This is a genomic window from Paenibacillus sp. NPDC056722 (genome assembly GCF_042790635.1).
Lineage (GTDB): Bacteria > Bacillota > Bacilli > Paenibacillales > Paenibacillaceae > Paenibacillus_AQ > Paenibacillus_AQ agri.
On the sequence record NZ_JBHTYV010000011.1, the window covers coordinates 59,321 to 78,280 of the forward strand.

General features: G+C 44.2%; 19 protein-coding genes and 1 pseudogene. 5 read left to right on the top strand and 15 right to left on the bottom strand.

Annotated elements, in window-relative coordinates:
* Positions 1-135: 135 nt before the first annotated feature.
* The 12 genes and pseudogenes from ACFRAM_RS22190 to ACFRAM_RS22245 form a co-directional block, all read right to left on the bottom strand.
* Positions 136-1,650, bottom strand: coding sequence for a DHA2 family efflux MFS transporter permease subunit (locus ACFRAM_RS22190; protein WP_379468141.1), 1,515 nt, complete (start codon positions 1,648-1,650; stop codon positions 136-138).
* Between the two features lie 3 nt (positions 1,651-1,653).
* Complete coding sequence (locus ACFRAM_RS22195) at positions 1,654-2,427, bottom strand: MerR family transcriptional regulator (protein ID WP_379468143.1); 774 nt, start codon at positions 2,425-2,427, stop codon at positions 1,654-1,656.
* A 121-nt stretch (positions 2,428-2,548) separates the two neighbouring features.
* Positions 2,549-3,808 carry a TraB/GumN family protein gene (locus ACFRAM_RS22200; RefSeq protein ID WP_379468145.1) on the bottom strand — a complete coding sequence of 420 codons (1,260 nt, stop codon included), beginning with the start codon at positions 3,806-3,808 and terminating at the stop codon, positions 2,549-2,551.
* Positions 3,809-4,052: 244 nt separating this feature from the next.
* Positions 4,053-4,838 (bottom strand): MerR family transcriptional regulator, encoded by a 786-nt coding sequence (locus ACFRAM_RS22205; protein WP_379468147.1) that lies wholly within the window; start codon positions 4,836-4,838, stop codon positions 4,053-4,055.
* A gap of 149 nt (positions 4,839-4,987) precedes the next feature.
* Positions 4,988-5,800, bottom strand: coding sequence for a CPBP family intramembrane glutamic endopeptidase (locus ACFRAM_RS22210; RefSeq protein WP_379468149.1), 813 nt, complete (start codon positions 5,798-5,800; stop codon positions 4,988-4,990).
* 182 nt (positions 5,801-5,982) lie between these two features.
* A complete protein-coding gene (locus tag ACFRAM_RS22215; protein WP_379468151.1) occupies positions 5,983-7,242 on the bottom strand; it encodes a TraB/GumN family protein in 1,260 nt (419 codons plus the stop codon).
* Between the two features lie 178 nt (positions 7,243-7,420).
* On the bottom strand, positions 7,421-8,185 hold the full coding sequence (locus ACFRAM_RS22220; protein WP_379468154.1) for a MerR family transcriptional regulator: 765 nt from the start codon (positions 8,183-8,185) through the stop codon (positions 7,421-7,423).
* Positions 8,186-8,630: 445 nt separating this feature from the next.
* Entirely contained in the window at positions 8,631-8,942 is a 312-nt protein-coding gene (locus ACFRAM_RS22225; protein WP_379194440.1) for a YbjQ family protein, read from the bottom strand.
* Positions 8,943-9,046: 104 nt separating this feature from the next.
* A complete protein-coding gene (locus ACFRAM_RS22230; RefSeq protein WP_379468160.1) occupies positions 9,047-10,300 on the bottom strand; it encodes a TraB/GumN family protein in 1,254 nt (417 codons plus the stop codon).
* Positions 10,301-10,329: 29 nt separating this feature from the next.
* On the bottom strand, positions 10,330-10,911 hold the full coding sequence (locus ACFRAM_RS22235; RefSeq protein WP_379468162.1) for a hypothetical protein: 582 nt from the start codon (positions 10,909-10,911) through the stop codon (positions 10,330-10,332).
* A gap of 30 nt (positions 10,912-10,941) precedes the next feature.
* Positions 10,942-11,112: pseudogene (locus tag ACFRAM_RS22240) on the bottom strand (MerR family transcriptional regulator); the annotation flags it as partial.
* A gap of 158 nt (positions 11,113-11,270) precedes the next feature.
* A complete protein-coding gene (locus ACFRAM_RS22245; RefSeq protein WP_379468164.1) occupies positions 11,271-12,128 on the bottom strand; it encodes an arginase family protein in 858 nt (285 codons plus the stop codon).
* A 105-nt stretch (positions 12,129-12,233) separates the two neighbouring features.
* On the opposite strand from ACFRAM_RS22245, the gene ACFRAM_RS22250 reads away from it, so the two are divergent.
* Both ACFRAM_RS22250 and ACFRAM_RS22255 read left to right on the top strand, forming a co-directional pair.
* On the top strand, positions 12,234-12,575 hold the full coding sequence (locus ACFRAM_RS22250; RefSeq protein WP_066364950.1) for a winged helix-turn-helix transcriptional regulator: 342 nt from the start codon (positions 12,234-12,236) through the stop codon (positions 12,573-12,575).
* 301 nt (positions 12,576-12,876) lie between these two features.
* Positions 12,877-14,379, top strand: coding sequence for an alpha/beta hydrolase family protein (locus ACFRAM_RS22255; protein ID WP_379468166.1), 1,503 nt, complete (start codon positions 12,877-12,879; stop codon positions 14,377-14,379).
* A 484-nt stretch (positions 14,380-14,863) separates the two neighbouring features.
* On the opposite strand, the gene ACFRAM_RS22260 is transcribed toward ACFRAM_RS22255, so the two are convergent.
* The gene (locus ACFRAM_RS22260) at positions 14,864-15,073 is read right to left on the bottom strand and encodes a hypothetical protein (protein WP_379468168.1); all 210 of its coding nucleotides are present in this window, start codon (positions 15,071-15,073) and stop codon (positions 14,864-14,866) included.
* A 109-nt stretch (positions 15,074-15,182) separates the two neighbouring features.
* Between ACFRAM_RS22260 and ACFRAM_RS22265 the strand changes: the two genes are divergently transcribed.
* Both ACFRAM_RS22265 and ACFRAM_RS22270 read left to right on the top strand, forming a co-directional pair.
* The gene (locus ACFRAM_RS22265; RefSeq protein ID WP_379468170.1) at positions 15,183-16,034 is read left to right on the top strand and encodes a CPBP family intramembrane glutamic endopeptidase; all 852 of its coding nucleotides are present in this window, start codon (positions 15,183-15,185) and stop codon (positions 16,032-16,034) included.
* An 18-nt stretch (positions 16,035-16,052) separates the two neighbouring features.
* Positions 16,053-16,664 carry a TetR/AcrR family transcriptional regulator gene (locus ACFRAM_RS22270; protein WP_379468172.1) on the top strand — a complete coding sequence of 204 codons (612 nt, stop codon included), beginning with the start codon at positions 16,053-16,055 and terminating at the stop codon, positions 16,662-16,664.
* A gap of 89 nt (positions 16,665-16,753) precedes the next feature.
* Here the strand turns inward: ACFRAM_RS22270 and ACFRAM_RS22275 are convergent, their stop codons facing one another.
* Together ACFRAM_RS22275 and ACFRAM_RS22280 are read right to left on the bottom strand one after the other, a co-directional pair.
* Entirely contained in the window at positions 16,754-17,932 is a 1,179-nt protein-coding gene (locus ACFRAM_RS22275) for an MFS transporter (RefSeq protein WP_379468174.1), read from the bottom strand.
* A gap of 112 nt (positions 17,933-18,044) precedes the next feature.
* Positions 18,045-18,350, bottom strand: coding sequence for an ArsR/SmtB family transcription factor (locus ACFRAM_RS22280; RefSeq protein WP_379468176.1), 306 nt, complete (start codon positions 18,348-18,350; stop codon positions 18,045-18,047).
* 158 nt (positions 18,351-18,508) lie between these two features.
* Here ACFRAM_RS22280 and ACFRAM_RS22285 point away from each other — a divergent pair, with 158 nt between their 5' ends.
* On the top strand, positions 18,509-18,943 hold the full coding sequence (locus ACFRAM_RS22285) for a VOC family protein (RefSeq protein WP_379468178.1): 435 nt from the start codon (positions 18,509-18,511) through the stop codon (positions 18,941-18,943).
* The last annotated feature ends 17 nt before the right edge of the window (positions 18,944-18,960 follow it).

Genomic DNA, 18,960 nt, shown 5'->3' on the forward strand with positions numbered 1-18,960 from the left:
TTAAAAAAGATCTCCATATTAGTTCAAACTCCCCATAACGAGTAGGATTTTCTGGGTAAACAAAATAGCCAGCCACCGTTGGATTTCCGGCGACTGACTGATTAAACTGGCAAGGTGCCTGTGAAGCCTGTCTTACTAATGGAGAACAGTACCACTTTCAGGTTGATTTAATCCTGCCTCTTGTTCGTTTGGTTTGACACGCTTCATAAATAACGAGATGAACAGGGCGATAATCGACATGACACCAGCAAAAATAAAGGCGCCTTTGATGCCAAAAACAAAGGAAGAAGGCAAATGAGCTAACATCGCAGAATCTAGTTGAGCAAGATTAAGCCCATTACTCATATCAAATCCTTGATCACGCAAATAGTTTACTTGACCTGTCGCTAGCATCGTCATCGCCAGCGCACTGCCAATCGCTCCAGCCACTTGCTGCAGCGTACTCATTATTGCTGTACCGTGTGGATAAAATTCAGCCGGCAACTGGTTCATCCCATTGGTTTGTGCTGGCATCATGACCATCGACAAAGCTAACAATAATGTACAGTGCAAGGCAACAATAAACACGGTTGGGGTATTCACCGTAATCGTTGAGAAGAGAAACATAACGGCACCAATTAAAATCAGACCAGGTATAATTAGCCTTCTTGGTCCATACTTATCAAACATTTTACCCATAAGAGGACCCATTATACCACTAATGAGCGTACCAGGTAGCAAGAGCAGTCCGGCCTGTAAGGTGTTTTTTCCAAGACCGTTCTGTAAAAGCATCGGCAGCAACAGCATAGATGACAAAAGCAGCATCATCACTACAATGAATAGCACCACCGACAAACTAAACATTGGAAAACGGAACGTACGGAGATTCATGATCGGTGATTCTATACTCAATTGACGCCAAGTGAAGAGAATAAGTGCTGCTACGCCGACAATTATAAAAGATATAACCAACATACTACTCCAGCCACTCTCGCCGGCTTTGCTGAAGCCGAATAATAGACTGCCAAAGCCGATTGTCGAAAGCAGTAGCGAAAGGATATCAATTTTCGGACGTGTAATCACGGATATATTTTTCAAGAAGATTATGCCGAAGATTAGTGAGATAAAAAGAACTGTGCCGGAAATCCAGAAAATCCAATGCCAAGACAGCTTTTCAATAATTAAGCCGGCAACGGTTGGACCAGAAGCAGGCGCAAGCGTCAATACAAGTCCCATCAATCCCATAGCTGCACCGCGCTTCTCCGCCGGGAAAAGAATCAGTATGGCATTCATCATAAGGGGTAAAAGTAAGGCCAGACCAGCGGCCTGGAAAAAACGTGCCACCAGAAGCACTTCAAAATTAGGCGCTAATCCAGCAATGATTGAGCCTAGTGTTGAAAAAGAGAGCGCAGCAATAAATAGTTGTCTCGTTGTAAACCATTGAAGCAGCAGACCAGACACTGGACCTAAAATACCTAGTACTAACATATAACCTGTAGTCAGCCACTGGATAGTAGTCGGGCCGACTTGTAACTGCTTCATAAGCTCTGGAAGTGCAATATTTAGGGCTGTTTCGCTAAACATGCCAATGAAGGCGCCTAATAATAAAGAAATAAGAATGGGTGCTGCTTTTACTTGTTTTGTTACATCCGTTTGAATAGATGCTTCCATGTCTCACTCTCCACTTCGTCCATTAAGATTGGTAAATACTTTATATAGGTAGTTCTTAAAATCAGGCGGGAAGCTGCCCGGGTAGAGCTGCCAATTCGTCTCCTCCAATGCGCTCCCAATTTCGCTGGTCCCCAGCCCTTGTAGCGATTCTCCAAACCACTCCTCGATGATTTGCATTAGAGCAAGCGCACGCTCCTGCACAAGGTGATGTTCCGGCTGTAGCCCTTGCTTGGACAGGATGAGCAGATCATTAAGACCTATTGTGATCTCACGTTCTAGCTGGGTCCGTTCTTCCGGGCTTGCTTCGCTCATAAATATCGATTGTACAAGCGTATCCGGCAAACGACCGGAGAGCCACTGTCTCTGCTCCTCCTCATGCTGAACAGAACGAATCATCAGCATGAGGAGCCCAGGATCAATCGTATCGTTATCCTTAACGATCTCTCTAACTCTTTCAATCGTAGCCACAACGCGCTGGATATGCTGCTGCTTCTGTAGCAACAACTCATGTTGCATCTCCAGAGAACCATGAAAATCCTTGCTGTCCTGCTCCAAATACTTGCTGATTTCATCTAAAGAGTAATCAAAATATTTTAAGTTTAATATTTGATGGAGCCGGAACAATTCGTCATCGGAATAGATACGATGTCCCTTTTCATTGTAGCCGCTCGGCTTGAGTAACCCCTTCCGCTCATAAAAGCGCAGCGTTCCTTCCGTGGTCGAGGTCAGTTTTGCAAATGAACCAATCGTATAATACGTCTTACTTATCGTGCCCACCCCCTTTCTAGCGCCAGTATAGCACCTGAAGTTACGTCAGGGGCAAGCACTTCTTTGAACTTTAAAAAGGGCTAACCTCACGGTTAGCCCTTTAGTATTTTGAACGATGATCATCTACATGCTAATGTTTTTTCACCTTAAAGCCTGCCTGCTCCAGCAATGGAACAATCCCCTTGTCGCCCAGCATGTGCCCAGACCCCACTGCAACCAAATGAGTTTGTTTTTTATCACTGTTCAGATAGTCTTTAATCTTCTCGAACATTGCTACATTGCGATCAGACATTATGCCTTTGTAATATTCAGGATCCCAGCCAGTTGATTTGCTTGCTTCAGCCAGGGCGTTATAATCTCCTTCTTTCCATATTTTAGGGAAGAAATCCACAGGAACATCTGGAGCAGGGGGAACCACAGATTTTGGATCCAAAGCTAGGAGTAGAATTCTTTCCTGTAGAGCGTCGGAGTAGCTATTATTAAGCCGGTAATTTCCTTCCGTAGTTTCCAGCGAAATAACAGGCTTTTTCGCTTTGTTGGCCTTATTAATAAGGTACAGGTCAATACCCATTCCCGTTTCTAAGCCGTCATCTGCAATATTAGAGTAACTAATCTGTCCCTGGATCACCCACGGCTTTAAGTTATCAAAGCTATTTTCCGGCATTTCACGGGCGTTCAAGAATGATTTAAGTTTTGCATACGTTTCTGCGGAGACATGATTACTCAACGTATCCCCGTCTTTATAAAAGCCCAGTTCCATTAACTGTTGTTGTACTTCTTTGGGATCAATCTTTGACATGTCAACCTCTACGCTCAAATCATCAGCATCATTGAGCGCACGCTCAATCTCTGGACGCAGCGGGTACATGCTATCGTCGGCTACGTGAACTGTACCTAACAGATAAACGGTGTTGCCTTTGTTCTCTACCTTCCACATAAAGCCATGGCTTCCTTCTGACTGTTTCCCAGAGGTCAGCATCACCTGGTGCAGTGACGGATTCCAGGCCACCTGATAGCCTGCAGTTTCAGCGGCAAAGCGGAGCGGCACATACGTTTCATTCCCGATTTGCTTTGGTGCTACATCGAGTTTGACTGCTTTGCCGTTTGCAGTAGCATTAGTGCTGCCAATCTTCAGGGAGAAGGAGAGACCTTCTTTCGAACCGCTAACGGTACGGGTCGCTTGATCCCATTTCACTTGGACGCCCAGCTTCTCCAGAAGGATACGCATGGGAACGAGTGTCACCCCTTTTTCGATGATCGGTGCAGATTTGCTGAACCGGATCTGCTCTCCGTTGAGTCCTACAGATAGAGCTTTCTCTGCTGCTTGAACAGAAGAAAATGCAGAGGTAAGCAAGGATAGAGAAATTAATGCAACACTAAGTTTTTTCATTGGTGTGTAGCTCCTTCTAGTTAGAATAATAAAAAGTGGCTTTCTAGCATCAGCTTATCGCTTGACGTTACGTCAAGCGCAAGCATTCTTTTGGGCATATCAGCACAAAAAAGAGCCATAACCGAAATTCCCCTATCGAATGGAGTAGTTTAGACAACATTCGATGAATAAATTTAGGCATGACTCTATCAAATTAAAATTCAATCCGAAACATATAGAATAGCTATCACTTATATGGACCTAATCATTCGCCCTCTCCTTCAATCAGCGAAACCATCATATGAAAAAACACCTCACTCAAATAGTTCTTAAATTCCGGATCGAAGTGACCTGAGATCAATTGCGGATCCATCTCCTCCAGAACTCCTACCGCTTCGTTCTTCCACAGCTCCTGCAACGGTTGTCCAAACGCCTGCTCGTATATCGGCTTCAGAGGAAGCGCATGCTCTTGTACAAGCGGATGATCCGGCGGCAGCCCTTGCTTGAACATGACAAGCAGATCATTAAGCGTCATCATCAGCTCACGTTCTAACTCAAGCTGTTCCTCCAAGCTTGAACCACTCATAAACATCGATTGTACGAGTGCATCCGGCAGACGATCGGACAGCCACTGCTTCTGCTCCTCCTCGTGCTGAATGGAATGAATCATTAGCATAATAAGCCCGGCATCGATCGTATGATTGTCCTTAACAAGCGCTCTTACCCGTTCTATCGTAGCCACAACACGCTGGATATGCTGCTGTTTCTGCAGCAGCATATTATATTGCATCTCCAGAGAAGCGTTAAAATCCTTACCGTCCTGCTCTAAATAGTTGCTGATGTCATCCAAGGAGTAATCTAAATATTTTAAGGTTAATATTTGATGGAGTCGAAACAAATCCTCATCGGTATACATCCGATGTCCCTGTTCATTATAGCCGCTTGGCTTGAGCAACCCCTTGCGATCATAAAAGCGCAGCGTACGTCCCGTCGTCGAGGTTAATTTAGCGAATGAACCAATGGTATGGTAAGTCTTACTTATCTTTCTCATCTCCTTTTTAGTGTCAGTATAACGCCTGACGTAACGTCAAGCTCAAGCATTATTTCTTTGATCATATCAACAAAAAAAGAGTCATAGCCAAAACTCTCCAATTGAATGATGTTGCCTGAACAGCATTCAATGGAGAGGGATGGTATGACTCAGCCGGCTGGTTGTGACACACTTTGGGCGCGATCGCGCCCTCTTTCACGGCGGAGGATGATCGGAACCGTGATCACTGCAACGATCGCCAACAACGGAGCTAGTGCACCAGCGATGGGATACGACGACGAGCCATTCGTAGCGAAGTTGCTGAAGTCCCAGAGTCCGTGCAGGAGCATGGCGGACACGAGCGAGCCGGTAGACCGCCGGGCAAGGTAGAAGATCGAACCGAGGCCGAAAGCGATCATTACCTGGTACAGGGCAACCACCCCGATGCCCAGGAAGATGTTCGGCAGGTGGAAGACTGCGAACATCGCTGTTGCGAGTAGCCAAACCCCGGTTTCGCTGAATCGGCTGCGCAGAGCGACTATCAACTGACCTCGGTTGATCATGTCCTCATTGAAGCCGACCAGGATGCTACCGACGATGAGATACAGCCACATGAGAGGCGTGATACGGGTGAAATCGCCGATCAGCATGTTCACGATCGCGATGACCATCATGATAATCGGGAGAGTCATCGTCCACCCGGAAAGACGCCGCTTTTCCACCAGGCTGGGGCGCCACCATCCGTAGAGCGTGACCATTGTGATGGTCAGCACGGCACCGCCGGACAGCGGTAATACGTACCAGAGAAGAAGGGTCTGCTCACTCTCGCCCACTCGCGGGTAGTCGACGCCGTTGAGCACGAAGATTGCGTAGAAGACTGCGCTATAGAGGAAATATGCAAGAACACCCCACCGTACGCGGGGACGAACTCGAAGGCCGGGATCCAAAGATTCCTGTAGCCTGTCCCTATTAATTGACATCATAAACACTCCCACTATAAATTAATATTTTCTTTCAGTTCCTAGTCTATGGGTACTACTAACTCTGTCTTCTGGAGAAACATATATTGCATCGCCTTTTCAACAATAGTTCATCCGTTGTTAGAGGTATTATCACTACATGCTAATGCAGAAATTATAGCATCCTCACCCAAGCTGCTTAAATGTTACTGTTTTACCACCTTGTATCCCGCCTTCTCCAACATAGTAACCAGACCAGAGTCGCCCGCAAAATGTGAAGCGCCAAGGGCAATCATATACGTTTCTTTTTTATCACTGTTCAGATAGCCTTTAATCTTCTCAGCCATTGCTAAATTGCGGTCCGTCTGCATACCTTTGAAATAGTCATCATCCCAGCGAAGCGCATCGACAAATTTAACCAGGTTTTTTTCATCGCCAGTTTTCCATACTTTCAGAATATCATCCATCGACATTTCCGTAGCAGAAGAAGGCAAAGAATTTGGATCCAAAAATTGAAGGAGCAGCTTTTCCTGTAGAGAGTCGGAGAAGTTGTTGAAGACCTGGTACTGGGACTCAAAAGTCTCTAGCCCAATAATTGGCTTTTTCGTATTGATGGCTTTGCCCATGAAATACATGTCAATACCCATACCTTCGTCTAAATCTTGTTTTGCCCCCAAAATGGTCCCCATCTGTTGCTGAGCGTACCACGCCTTGATGTTATCGAAGCTATTTTCCGGTAGTCCATTTTCTTTCAGGAATGCGGTAACTTTGTTATAGGTTGCTGCAGAGATATGATCCTTCAGTGTGGTTCCGTCTTTATATTCACTCACATCAGTTATCAGTTTAGTTAATTCGTCGGGGACGACCTTTGTAAAGTCGACCTCTACGCCCAAGTAGTCAGCAGCATTGAACGCATTCTCAATCTCCGGACGCAACGGGTATATAGTCTTGTCGACGGTGTGGATTGTACCAAGCATATACACGGTGTTGCCTTTATTCTCTACCTTCCACAAAAAGCCTTTGCTGCTTTCGGATTGTTTTCCAGAGGTAAGGCTAACCTGGCGCAGCGATTGATTCCAAGCCACTTGATAGCCTGTAGTTTCAGCAGCAAAGCGGAGCGGTACATACGTTACATTCTTGATTTGCTTTGGTGCTGCATCCAGCTTAACCGTTTTCCCGTTTGCCGTGGCATTCGTGCTGCCAATCTTCAGGGAGAAGGAGAGACCTTCTTTCGAACCGCTGACGGTACGAGTCGCTTGATCCCATTTCACTTGGACACCCAGCTTTTCCAGGAGCGGACGCAATGGGACGAGTGTCACTCCTTTTTCAATGATCGGTGCGGAGTTGCTGAACTGGATTTGCTCGCCGTTTAACTTTACGGATAAGGATTTTTCCGCTGCTTGAACGGAAGAATATGCAGAAGTAAGCAAGATCAGGGAAAGTAATACAGCGCTAATTTTTTTCATTGGTATATAACTCCTTCTAGTTGGAATAATAAAACGCAGTTTTAATCGTTTGAGTTCTTAAGCAACCTTTTTATATCCGATTTCTATATCTGTCTTTATCTCTATCTCTATCTCTATCTCTATCTCTATAAGCAACCTTCAATATGCGTCGACGGACAACTTCGTTTGGGGATGTAACCTATTGCTCTTCCTTCATCTTCTCCTCCCACATACGACGGAACAAATGAACGAACGCCTCAGACAAGTATTTCGCAAAGCTAGGCTCAAAGTTCGGGAAGAGCTGCGGATCCACCTCCTTCAGCACTCTTCCCGTCTCGTTCGTCCCTAGTTCCTCTAGCGGGTGTCCAAGTATCTGCTCAAAAAACAGCTTTAGAGCAAGTGTGCGCTCCTGTACAAGTGGATCATCCGGCGGCAGCCCCTGCTTGGACATAACGAGTAGATCATTAAACACTATCATCAGCTCAGTTTGCAGGTTTACTTCAACACTAAATATAGATTGTACGAGTGAATCCGGTACACGCTCGGAGAGCCACTGCTTTTGCTCCTCCTCATGCTGAATGGAACGAATCATCTGCATAATAAGCTCTGGATCAATCGTATGGTTGTCCTTAACAATCGCTCTTGCCTGCTCAACCGTATCGACAACGCGCTGGATATGTTGCTGCTTCTGCAACAACAGCTCATATTGCAGCTCCAGAGAAGCATTAAAATCCTTGCCATCCTGCTCCAAATATTCGTGGATTTCATCCAACGAGTAGTCTAAATATTTTAAGGTTAATATTTGATGGAGCCGGAACAAATCCTCGTCGGAATAAGCACGGTATCCCTTTTCGCTGTAGCTGCTTGGCTTAAGCAATCCCTTGCTATCATAAAAATGTAGCATCCGTTTCGTCGTTGAGGTCAGTTTAGCGAATGCACCAGCGGTATAATGTCTCTTATTCATCTTTCTCAGCCCCTTTCTAGCATCAGTATAAGGTGTAACGTTACGTTACACTCAAGCATTTTTTTTATTCTATTTAAGATGAACTTAAAATCCTAACATAGGGCTCGGTCGTCACTACGGTGGAATGTTTGGACTTCCGGTCGTTATTGTCTCCAGATTTTTGGATTATACCGCTATTAGCGGATAAAATCCGGAGACTGCCTGTGCTTCCGATGCGAGCTTTCCTGCGGAAAGCTTTCAGACGAGCGCTTCGCTCCTACAGTTCCAAACTTCCCCCTTCACTCCTTCTCGCTTTTTGTTACTTTCTTTTGTTTATCTTATATAGTCAAAAAAAGAGCTCCCTAGTCAAACTCCTTATATCAAATGGAGCTGCATGAATACTAAAAAACTAAATTAAAAATAGGGCTAACCTAATGGTTAGCCCTGCAATATTATGAACGACTACTTAGATAACAACTGCTGTTCCACTAACAGCTACCATCATCATGTCCTGGCGGACAACTGCGTAATTGATCCCCACGCCGATTACAGCGTTGGCCCCCATCGTCGAAGCGTGCTGGGTCATTTCTTTGAAGGCCGCGTCTCTTGCCTCCCTTAGCTTGGTTTCATAGGCTTTCGAACGCCCGCCTACCAAATCTCTAAATGAGGCAAGAATATCCCTCCCGACATTAGCTCCCATAATGACTTCACCGGTTGCCACACCGACATATTCTCTGACTGGGGAACCTTCAACGACTGCGGTTGTTGTAATAATCAAGTGTTTCCCTCCTAACAAACAAATGGATTGGAGCTAAACTCCTGGAGAAAATAACAGAGCCAACCTAATGGCTAGCTCTACCGTGTAATAAACAAGAATGAGTGCTATTGTTTTGTTACTTTGAAGCCTTCCTTTTCCAACGATGGAACGATTCCTTCATTACCCAGCAAATGCAGCATTCCAACGACAACCAGGTAAGTCTCTTTTTTATCACCATTCAGATAGCCTTTAATCTTCTTGGTCATTTCTTCGTTGCGGTCATTGATTAGACCTTGGAAGTATTCAGCATCCCAGCCAGTAGTGGTGAACTCATTCAAAGCTTTTTCATCGCCCTGAAGCCATATTTTGTTCAGATAATCTATCGATACATCCGGAGAAGGAGGCGTCACAGATTTAGGGTCCAGGTTCTGCATCAGCAGCCTTTCCTGCAAGGCGTCTGAGAAATTGTTGTTCATTTTCATCTGGGACTCCATAGTTTCTAGTGAGACTATCGGTTTTTTTGCTTCATTAGCCTTTTCAATCAGATAATTATCAATCCCTTTTTCTGGCGTAAAGCCATCCTTTGCAACTTGAATGTTCATGATCTGTTGTGTGACGAACCATGACTTGAAAATATCGAAGCTATTTTCGGGCATTCCATTGGCTTTCAGGAATGCTGTAACTTTGTTATACGTGTCTGTAGAGATATGATCCTTCAGTGTGGTTCCGTCTTTATAAACACCCAATTCCAATACCTGTTTTTGTAAATCTTCGGAAGTGACTGTCGACATATCGACCTCTACCCCTAAGTAGTTGGCAGCTTTTAACGCATTCTCAATCTCCGGACGCAGCGGATACATCCCTTCGGGTACATGATGGATTGAACCCATCACATACACCGTGTTACCTTTATTCTCCACCTTCCACAGAAAGCCGCGGCCTTCTGTATGCTGCTTCGAAGTAAGAGTAGCCTTGCGCAGTGATTGATTCCAGGCCACTTGATAACCTGTAGTTTCAGCGACAAAGCGTAGCGGCACATAGGTTACATTCCGGATTTGCTTTGGCGCTGCATCCAGCTTGACGGCTTTGCCGTTTGCAGTGGCGTTTGTGCTGCCAATCTTCAGGGACAAGGAAAGGCTTCCTTTGGAGCCGCTGACGGTATGCGTCGCTTGATCCCATTTCACGTTGACGCCCAGCTTCTCCAGAAGGGGACGCAACGGGACAAGGGTCACCCCTTTTTCTACAATTGGTGCGGAATTGCTGAACTGGATCTGCTCACCGTTTAGCCATACGGACGAGGCCTTCTCAGCTGCATGAGCGGAAGAAAGTCCAGAGGTAAGCAGGCCCAGGGTTAGTATGGTAGCGCTAAGTTTTTTCATTGATATAGAGCTCCTTCTGTCGGAGTAACCTACTCTTTTTCTTTTTCTATTTCTCCCCATTGCCGAATCAACATATGACCAAACGCTTCAATCAAGTAGTTCTTAAAGTCTTGTTCCAGGTTCGGAAAGAGCTGCGGATCCATCTCTTCCAGCACTTTTCCGGTCTCGCTATTCCACAGCTCTTGTCCGAGCATCCGCTCGATCATCATAAACAGCGTAAAGGCATGCTCCTGTACAAGGGGATGCTCCGGCGGCAGTCCTTGCTTGTACATCACCATCAGATCGTTTATCTCTAACGTAAACTCACGTTCTACCCGGATCCGTTCTTCTACACTTGATTCACTCATAAACACCGATTGTACGACCTCATCCGGCACACGATCGGAGAACCACTGCTTCTGCGCTTCCTCGTGCTGAATGGAATGAATCAGCAGCATAATGAGTGCGGGATCCATCGTGTCGTTATCCTTAACAATCGCTTTTACCCGTTCAACCGAAGCCACAACGCGCTGGATATGCTGCTGCTTCTCCATTAACAGCTCGTATTGCCTCTCCAGAGAAGTCTTAAAATTCTTGCTGTCCTGCTCCAAATACTTTCCAATTTCGTCCAAGGAATAATCTAAATATTTTAAGGTCAATATTTGATGGAGTCGGAACAAATCGTCATCCGTATAGGTCCGGTGGCCCTGCTCATTGTAGCCGCTTGGCTTGAGCAGCCCCTTTTGATCATAGAAGTGCAGCGTACGTACCGTTGTCGAGGTCAGTTTGGCGAATGAACCAATCGTATAATACGTCTTACTTATTTTTCTCAGCTCCTTTCTAACGTCAGTGTAGCACCTGACGTAACGTCAGGCGCAAGCATTCTTTTATATGTTATCCAAAGAACAAACATTAAACTAAAAAGACCCGCGTGAGTCGCGGATCTTTTCTGTATTTATTAGACAAGAACGATTATTTTATCGCTAATATCTTATTTATTTAAAATTGGTATTTCGCTAAGCAGTTCCTTCAAGTTCATAGCATCCCACGGCATATGCTCTGTTATACCTAATCCAACTACATCTGTTTCTTCAGATAGCTCTTTAAGCAGCTTAAGGAGTCCCGGCATTTGCATAGTTCCAGCAGCAGAAAAATCATAATGTGCTTCAGGGTTGGCGAAGATTAAAGAACGAAATGCCTTAGGGTCAAGCACATCCAGATCAATGTGAATCGCCAGATGCTTAATGTTATTCTGTTTAATCCATTCTTTTATAGATTCAGTGCTGTTTGTTAGCTCCTCGGTTCCAGCGGTTCTAATCCCTAGCCGTTGAATGATTTCTGCATCAAAATCCGTTTGCACATTTAAACCCGCAATAAACACATGTTCAGGTTTTAGGGGCGTTTTCACATGTTTGACGAATTCTTCATCGCCTTCTCCCAACAAGTTGCCAAGAGGTAAGGTGTGTCCATAATCATATCCTACAATTCTCCCTAAATCAGTGTGAGCATCAATCCAGATCAAACCTAATTCCCCGTTGTATCGTTCGTTCAAATAGGCAAATGGGGCTTGTTCAACTAAACAGTCACCACCAAACATAACGATACGATCTGGCTTATGCGCATCAATGATATGATGAGCCGCCTCTAATTGTGCAAGCAGCTGTTTTCTTCCATAGATACCGTTCTCGTTCTCAAACGGAGTTCCGTCATAAGCCTGAACAGGAACAGGAATAAGGGGCTGATCATTATCAGGAGCGAGCCAAGCAAGCAGTTCAGCTCCAAAAGAATAGTTAGGATTATTTCCCCCTTGCCATTGCGGCATCAGTAAGCATATGGTTTGCTTAGTCATTTTTTGCTCTCCTTTTATTTAAAGTAAGGCTAGTATAGAATGTGAGCATACAAAAAAATAGTACGCACAATATTGATAGGTACTATCAGAAAGGATAGTGTAAACATGAGTATGGCTGAATATAAAGGTAAAGTTAAACATATTCAAGATACGCCTTTTGGCTATACATTATCGATTATCGGAGGAAAATGGAAAATGGTTCTCATTTATCTCCTCGCCGAAAACCAGCCGGTTCGCTTTAATGATCTGAAGAGACAGGTTGGAGCGATCACATATAAAATGCTCAGTTCACAGCTTAAAGAGTTGGAAGCAGATGGCATGGTAAAACGGGTAGAATACCCTCAAGTTCCCCCAAAGGTCGAATATAGTCTTACAGAAAAAGCCGAAACCTTATTGCCTGTGTTGGAAGGGTTATGTGAGTGGGGAGTACAGCATCAGGAGCATTAAATTTATTACCGCAAAGAAAGCTGCAGGGTTAATAAAACCTGCAGCTTTCTTTTTTATTCGTAAGCGTCAAACCCTGCACAGGAACACGAATTGTTGTTTCATTGCCATGAACTGCATCACTTACATATTCCGTATATTGTGTTGGAATCGCATTCCCGGACCACAAGATCGAATTACAAAATTGTAAGTTAACTTTAAGGTAGCTGTAAGGTAGATGTAAGGAAAATCGATAGTTCAGGCCAGTCTGGCAGGATAAGATTGGAACAAATAAAAATAGAAATTTTTTAAAAGGAGAATCGAGATGAGGCTGTTTGAACTGTTGCTTTTTGTGTCAAACATCGGCTTGTTTGCATTAACAGTCCTATTAAAAAAAGGACAGCGTAGAATTCCAGTATTCGTTGCAAGCGGGATCGCCACACTTTTAATGGTCATTCATTTGACGGTAGAAGGATACAGAGTTCAGCTATTTTTCCCATATTGCATAACGATCATTTTCTTAGCCATTTCAGGTTATAGCTATTTTAAAAAAACCGGACCCAAAAAGATCCCGCGAGTCTTGCTAGGTTTAGCTTATACCGCTATAGCGACAATGCTGGTCGTAACAGCGGGTCTCATGTATGCTTTTCCTGTATTTAAACTGCCTGAACCGGCAGGCGAATTTAAGGTGGGAACACAAGCTTTTCATTTCGTGGATCCCAATAGGGAAGAGATTTTCGGAGACGCCAGAGGTAGTAAGAGAGAATTGATGGTTCAGGTATGGTATCCGGCACAAGCTGGCACCGGCAAGTACGCTCCCTTGATTCCCGATACCCAGATTTTAAGTTATATGGCTGCGAACTATGGCCTTCCCGGGTTTACTCTGCAACACCTGAAGTACGTATCCAGTCATACTTATTCGAGGGCCGAAGTCTCTTCGGCACAGACTTCATACCCGCTGATCCTTGCGAATCCCGGCTTTGGCTCTTCCAGGTTCCTCCACACGTCGCAAGCCGAAAATCTCGCGAGTCACGGATATATCGTGGCCGTGATCGACCACACCTACAATACATTTGCAACCGAGTTTCCGGACGGCCGAATCACGACTAGCTCAACCAACGACTTATTCTCGCCCGACCATGATTACCGGACGGAAAGCGGAAACCGCGACAAGCTCGGAAAGGTGTTAACCGACGATGTGACGTTTACATTGGACCAATTCGAGCTCATCCAATCAGGGCAGATTCCTAGTCATTTAAAAGGGAAGATTGATCTCGGTCATGTCGGGGTGTTCGGTCATTCCATCGGCGGAGCGACGGCCTATGACGCTGCTTACGATCCGCGAATCGCGGTTGGAATAGACTTGGATGGCGCGCTTTATCGGCTGCGTGACAGAGAGGGTCTAAGAAAGCCGTTCTTGTTCATGAACTCGCAAAGCGAATTCGAAAGATTAAAGAAGGTAATGGATAACCACGCCTACACGGAGGCAGAGCTTAAACGTATGGGCAACACAAGAGAGTGGATGGATCAAGTAACGGAAGACAAAAAGCTAGAGCTTGAACGGATGCGCGAATCGGCCGACTCAGGGGGACAATTCCTCTATATCGAAAATTCGGAGCATTTGAACTTTACCGACGTACAATACATTTCTCCGATATTCAAAATGCTGGGCATTACAGGAAAGATTGCGTCCGAAAGAGCGAACTCCGTTATCAATGCCTATATGCTGGATTTCTTCGATATGTACCTGAAAAATCAAGGCGGAACCTTAATGAAAGGACCGGATAGCCGCTTTCCGGAGATGAAGTTCGGAACCTCACTATTGTAATTACGGAACAGGCTACCGATTTTTATATACTCCCCATCAAGCAGACAGGTTTAACAAATAAACCGCTACTTGATGGGGAGTTTTCCTTTGTCTAAGAAGAACGAATAGATCAGTTGTAGAGGCACCAGTCGTCTTAACAGTGAAAAAGAGGAGTGATTTCTTCAACTAACGGCATTTTTGTACCTTATTTTCCTCAAATATAGACATATGAGTAAAATAAGGGCATTATTGTATCTTATTTTTCGAAAAATTACGCTGATTGGGCTATTCTGGAAGATTTAAGGTACAATATTGCACTTAATCTCCACTAACCCCTCGCTACAGAGAATTTAAGGTACAAAAATGCCGTTAATTATCCTTTTTATATAAGCTCTTATTTTCTTGGCTATGTTTGTTTTTTAATGCGTTCTATATAGGCTGTTCATCGATTTAATTTTTGCAATATTCCCCTTAATGGCTTCATCCCCTTGTTTGCTCACCTTCTTCAACTCCCCTTTGTGCCATATCCTTCGACAACAGAGTGAATATATCTATAAATACCCATAATTATCCATAAATTCACCAATAAATGCTTATCTGCCGCCAACTGTGCGGACTCCAGCCATTTCGCATCTACAGCTTCATAGAAGTCGTCTTGCATTCTGATTGTTGTAACTTCAATGTTCTTATCCACTTCCAAAGTTTTCTTCAGCACGCGATAGCAACTTCAAGCTCTTGTACCCAGTTGACAGAATGAGACGATGCCTCTATATTGTAACTACCGACTATATAGTCGGTAATATAATAAGAAAAGGGTGCATGTCATGGAAAAAAATTATGGTCTTCAGCCGAAGATCCCTTTCGGCCTCAAATCCTTAGCGGGATTCCTCCTCATTTTTGTCATTTGGCAAGGAGGTTCATTTTTATGGTTAAATCTAGTGAACTCCTTGATTCCCGCCACTCGCTCAGGATTACCTAGCTTTATCGCGCTTTTTTTAACCTTTTGGTTCCTGATTCTCGGGGTCTTTCTTATTACCAGGTATTTCTTCAAGATTCCTTTTCGAACATTTTTGTTTGAAAATAAACGGCCCGATTTCCGAAAATTCGCGACTTATTTTTCATGGTATTTCGCAGCACTGATCCTGTATTTACTTGTCGATATCGGCGTACATCCGCAAGCTTTTACGCTTCATTTTGATCCGCTTCGCTGGTTAGGCGTATTCATTGTTGTCATCCCTTTGATTTTTGTTCAGAGTGCTTCTGAGGAAATTTTGTTCAGGGGCTATATGTACCGGATGTTCAGATCATTAAAAGGCGGCGCATTCTGGTCGATCTTTATCTCCTCTCTCACCTTCGCCCTGGTACATGGTTTGAATCCTGAGATGCTCAGCAATGGCATTTGGGGACCGTTATATTACTTGATGGGGGCATTCTTTCTCGGAATCGTTGCTTATCGCACCAATGGTCTGGCTGCTACGACAGGCATCCATTTTGCCACGAACATTTTTAATTTCACGATTTGGGGATATGGTACATCGACGGCGGATCATATGGGGCTGCAAAGTATCGTTTACCGCCACACGCTGGATATGCCGTTTGCATTCTGCGGAATTTTTGCTATCGTTATCTCATATGGCGTTTTTCAATTTTTCAAGCATAAAAGGAGCCGTTCGTAAGGTTCCCAGGAGGGACTTATGACCAGAAGACGATTGCCGGCAGAAGAAGCAAAAGCAATTATTTTAAACCATGCCAAGCTGTTATTTATTGAAAAAGGTTATGATCGGGCTACAATGGACGACTTATGTACACTAACACAGATGAGTAAAGGCAATTTATATCATCATTTTAAAAATAAAGAGGTCCTCTTTCTCCAGTTGCTGTCCCAGTATTCCGAAGAATCCTCACAAAAGTGGCTTCGTCTGGCCGAAAGATCCACATCCCCTAGCGAACAGTTGCTTGAAATGGCGGATTCATTCGGAAGAGAATGTGAAAATCCCTTAATCCAAGCACTCGAAGAATATGGGAGGACACTCTCCAGCGATTCCGAAGCATTGGTTACATTGAGAGAGATTGTAGAAGTAGTCTATCGTGCTATTCGAGAAGTGCTGCAACAAGGGGTACAGCAGGGTGTTTTCATTAATGAGGATTTCGAAACGTTGAGTTTTAGTGTGATTTCCACCTTGACTGGGGCAACACAGCTCTGCCTGGCGAAGCCAGAAAAATTAAGCGGGGACGAATACGCCGCCCTGCATGTCAATGCGATCAAGCTGCTGTTAAAGGGAATTTCCATTGATGGTACCAGCTAAGGACTATTGTTAATTCCACTTAAAGGTTATTGAAAAGGTTCCTGCTCCGCTTGAAAAAAGCAGATCAGGAACCACTTGCGTGCTAGCTATTAATTGCGAGATGTGAGTACCTTTTGTTTCATTTTTGCATTCAAGAAGAACGAGGCCAGAATGGCAATGAATACACTGATCGCACCAACCCATGTGATATGTGATAAGGAAGTTTGATTGACAACGATGCCGCCAATGCCAGCCCCTGCAGCCATTGATAATTGCATCGTGGATTGATTGAGGCTCAGCATCACGCCTGAATAATTCGGTTCAATTCGCACCATGTTATACTGCTGAGTAGGACCTGTAGACCAAGCCGCGAACGACCACAGCATCAGGATAACAACAATCGGTATCCACGAATTTGTAAACATAACACTAACCGTTAGTAAAATTAAGGCCAATACATGCAGTGTCATTCCCCCACCCAAGGTACGGGCAACGCCCCATTTATCGGCGCTATAACCACCGAATTTGGAACCGACCAAGCTGGCGATACCAAAAGCCAGTAAAACGCTGCTCAGTATATTTTCATTTAAACCAACAACCGTAAGAAGATAAGGTGAAATGTAAGTATAAGCGATCGAGTAACCCCCCAGCCAAAAGAAGGTGATCGCAAGTCCGAGCGCAACCCTGCTATTTTTAAGGAAGCCCAGCTGCTTGGAAAGGGGTACAGGATCATCACCTTTTATACGGGGAATGGTGAAATATATAACGATCATGACCAACAGCCCCGCCAAAGATAGAAGACCAAATACTGATCTCCATCCAAATTCAGCAGCAATCATTCGCCCGAGCGGGACACCAATAATTAATGACAGGGTGAACCCCATGGTGACATTGGCAATCGAACTGGCCTGTTTACCTTCAGGTGCAATTTTGGCGGCGATAGCCAGTGCTGATACAACGACGGTCCCCGCACCTAAAGCCATCAATGCCCTTGCGACAATAAAAAGTTCAAATCCCGGCAGCACAAACGCCAGCACATTAGCTATCACAAAAACGCCCAGTGCGGCAACCAGTAACTTCTGTCGTTCAATCTTCGCGGTCAAAGCCATAACCACTGGCGTACAAATAGCATAAATGAATGAGAAAATCGTTACCAATTGCCCCGCCGAAGTAATCGATATATCTAAAGATAACGAAATCTTATCTAAAATACCCGAAATCACATATTCGGATGTCCCCACCAAAAAACTGACAAGCGCCAATAAGTATACTTTCCATGTGCCTTTCATTAGATGTTTTCCCCTTTAACAAATTGATATATTTGAAATTGTCGATGTGTTTTGGCAGACTTTAAGCGGAAAAGCGGTGAAGATCACTTCACCGAATTCCGCCGTTTGTGCTTTATTCAAGCTCGCCTTTCAACAAAGCCAATGCTTCGCTAATTTTCCCCTCATCCCTTTTGTAATAGGTATACTTACCTATGCGCTCACTGGTGATGAGCCCTGCTCGTTGCAGGGTAGTTAAGTACTGGGAAGTGGTGGACTGTGTCATGTTCAATTTATCAGTCACCTGACCGACGCATACCCCGATTGTTCTCATATCAATCCCTTCATGGGGGTTAAAATGCTTTTCAGGTTCCTTCAACCATTGCAAAATTTGGAGACGGGACTCGTTAGACAATGCTTTTAAAATCTCGATAGTATCCATATCAGCTATTATATCGATAATTACCGATATGTCAATGCGACATCTTGTTAAGATTATTAGTTATTGATCCAATAAAGTTCAAGCACATGTAAAAATATGTTATTCTAGAACCGGATGAGGTAACAAATGAAATCCAACATCTTAAGGAGCTGTAAACTATGAATCCAAATATTCACAACCAAATAGTTCAGATTTATTTACCTGTTACTGATATTCGAAGGTCTGTTGATTGGTACGTAAATACATTAGGTTACCAGGTCATTTGGGAGGAGCCGGAGGCAGCCAATCTAAGACTATTTGCAGGTCCGTTATTATTCTTAAAGAAAACTTCTGCGAACCAACCCATAAAGTTCTCAATCAATAACGAAAATTGCGCTGTGCTAAGCTTTAAAACATCCAATTTGGAAGCTTTACATGAAGATTTAAAAAATAAAAATATTGCTGTAGGCGAAATAACTAAATACGGTGACGGAAAAAATGGGCCATACCAAGATTTTATTATGTATGACCCTGATGGCCACCAATTAGAAATTAACAGTTACCCTGACTTAGCTGTGCTTAAATTCAGCGAATCTCCCTGTAAGGAATCTTAAGGGCTCGAATCAGCTTT

Excerpts from the sequence above, each read along its gene's own strand:
- ACFRAM_RS22190 (WP_379468141.1), bottom strand. The coding sequence starts at position 1,650 with ATGGAAGCATCTATTCAAACGGATGTAACAAAACAAGTAAAAGCAGCA.
- ACFRAM_RS22200 (WP_379468145.1), bottom strand. The coding sequence starts at position 3,808 with ATGAAAAAACTTAGTGTTGCATTAATTTCTCTATCCTTGCTTACCTCT.
- ACFRAM_RS22205 (WP_379468147.1), bottom strand. The coding sequence starts at position 4,838 with ATGAGAAAGATAAGTAAGACTTACCATACCATTGGTTCATTCGCTAAA.
- ACFRAM_RS22210 (WP_379468149.1), bottom strand. The coding sequence starts at position 5,800 with ATGATGTCAATTAATAGGGACAGGCTACAGGAATCTTTGGATCCCGGC.
- ACFRAM_RS22215 (WP_379468151.1), bottom strand. The coding sequence starts at position 7,242 with ATGAAAAAAATTAGCGCTGTATTACTTTCCCTGATCTTGCTTACTTCT.
- ACFRAM_RS22220 (WP_379468154.1), bottom strand. The coding sequence starts at position 8,185 with ATGAATAAGAGACATTATACCGCTGGTGCATTCGCTAAACTGACCTCA.
- ACFRAM_RS22230 (WP_379468160.1), bottom strand. The coding sequence starts at position 10,300 with ATGAAAAAACTTAGCGCTACCATACTAACCCTGGGCCTGCTTACCTCT.
- ACFRAM_RS22245 (WP_379468164.1), bottom strand. The coding sequence starts at position 12,128 with ATGACTAAGCAAACCATATGCTTACTGATGCCGCAATGGCAAGGGGGA.
- ACFRAM_RS22250 (WP_066364950.1), top strand. The coding sequence starts at position 12,234 with ATGAGTATGGCTGAATATAAAGGTAAAGTTAAACATATTCAAGATACG.
- ACFRAM_RS22255 (WP_379468166.1), top strand. The coding sequence starts at position 12,877 with ATGAGGCTGTTTGAACTGTTGCTTTTTGTGTCAAACATCGGCTTGTTT.
- ACFRAM_RS22265 (WP_379468170.1), top strand. The coding sequence starts at position 15,183 with ATGGAAAAAAATTATGGTCTTCAGCCGAAGATCCCTTTCGGCCTCAAA.
- ACFRAM_RS22270 (WP_379468172.1), top strand. The coding sequence starts at position 16,053 with ATGACCAGAAGACGATTGCCGGCAGAAGAAGCAAAAGCAATTATTTTA.
- ACFRAM_RS22275 (WP_379468174.1), bottom strand. The coding sequence starts at position 17,932 with ATGAAAGGCACATGGAAAGTATACTTATTGGCGCTTGTCAGTTTTTTG.
- ACFRAM_RS22280 (WP_379468176.1), bottom strand. The coding sequence starts at position 18,350 with ATGGATACTATCGAGATTTTAAAAGCATTGTCTAACGAGTCCCGTCTC.
- ACFRAM_RS22285 (WP_379468178.1), top strand. The coding sequence starts at position 18,509 with ATGAATCCAAATATTCACAACCAAATAGTTCAGATTTATTTACCTGTT.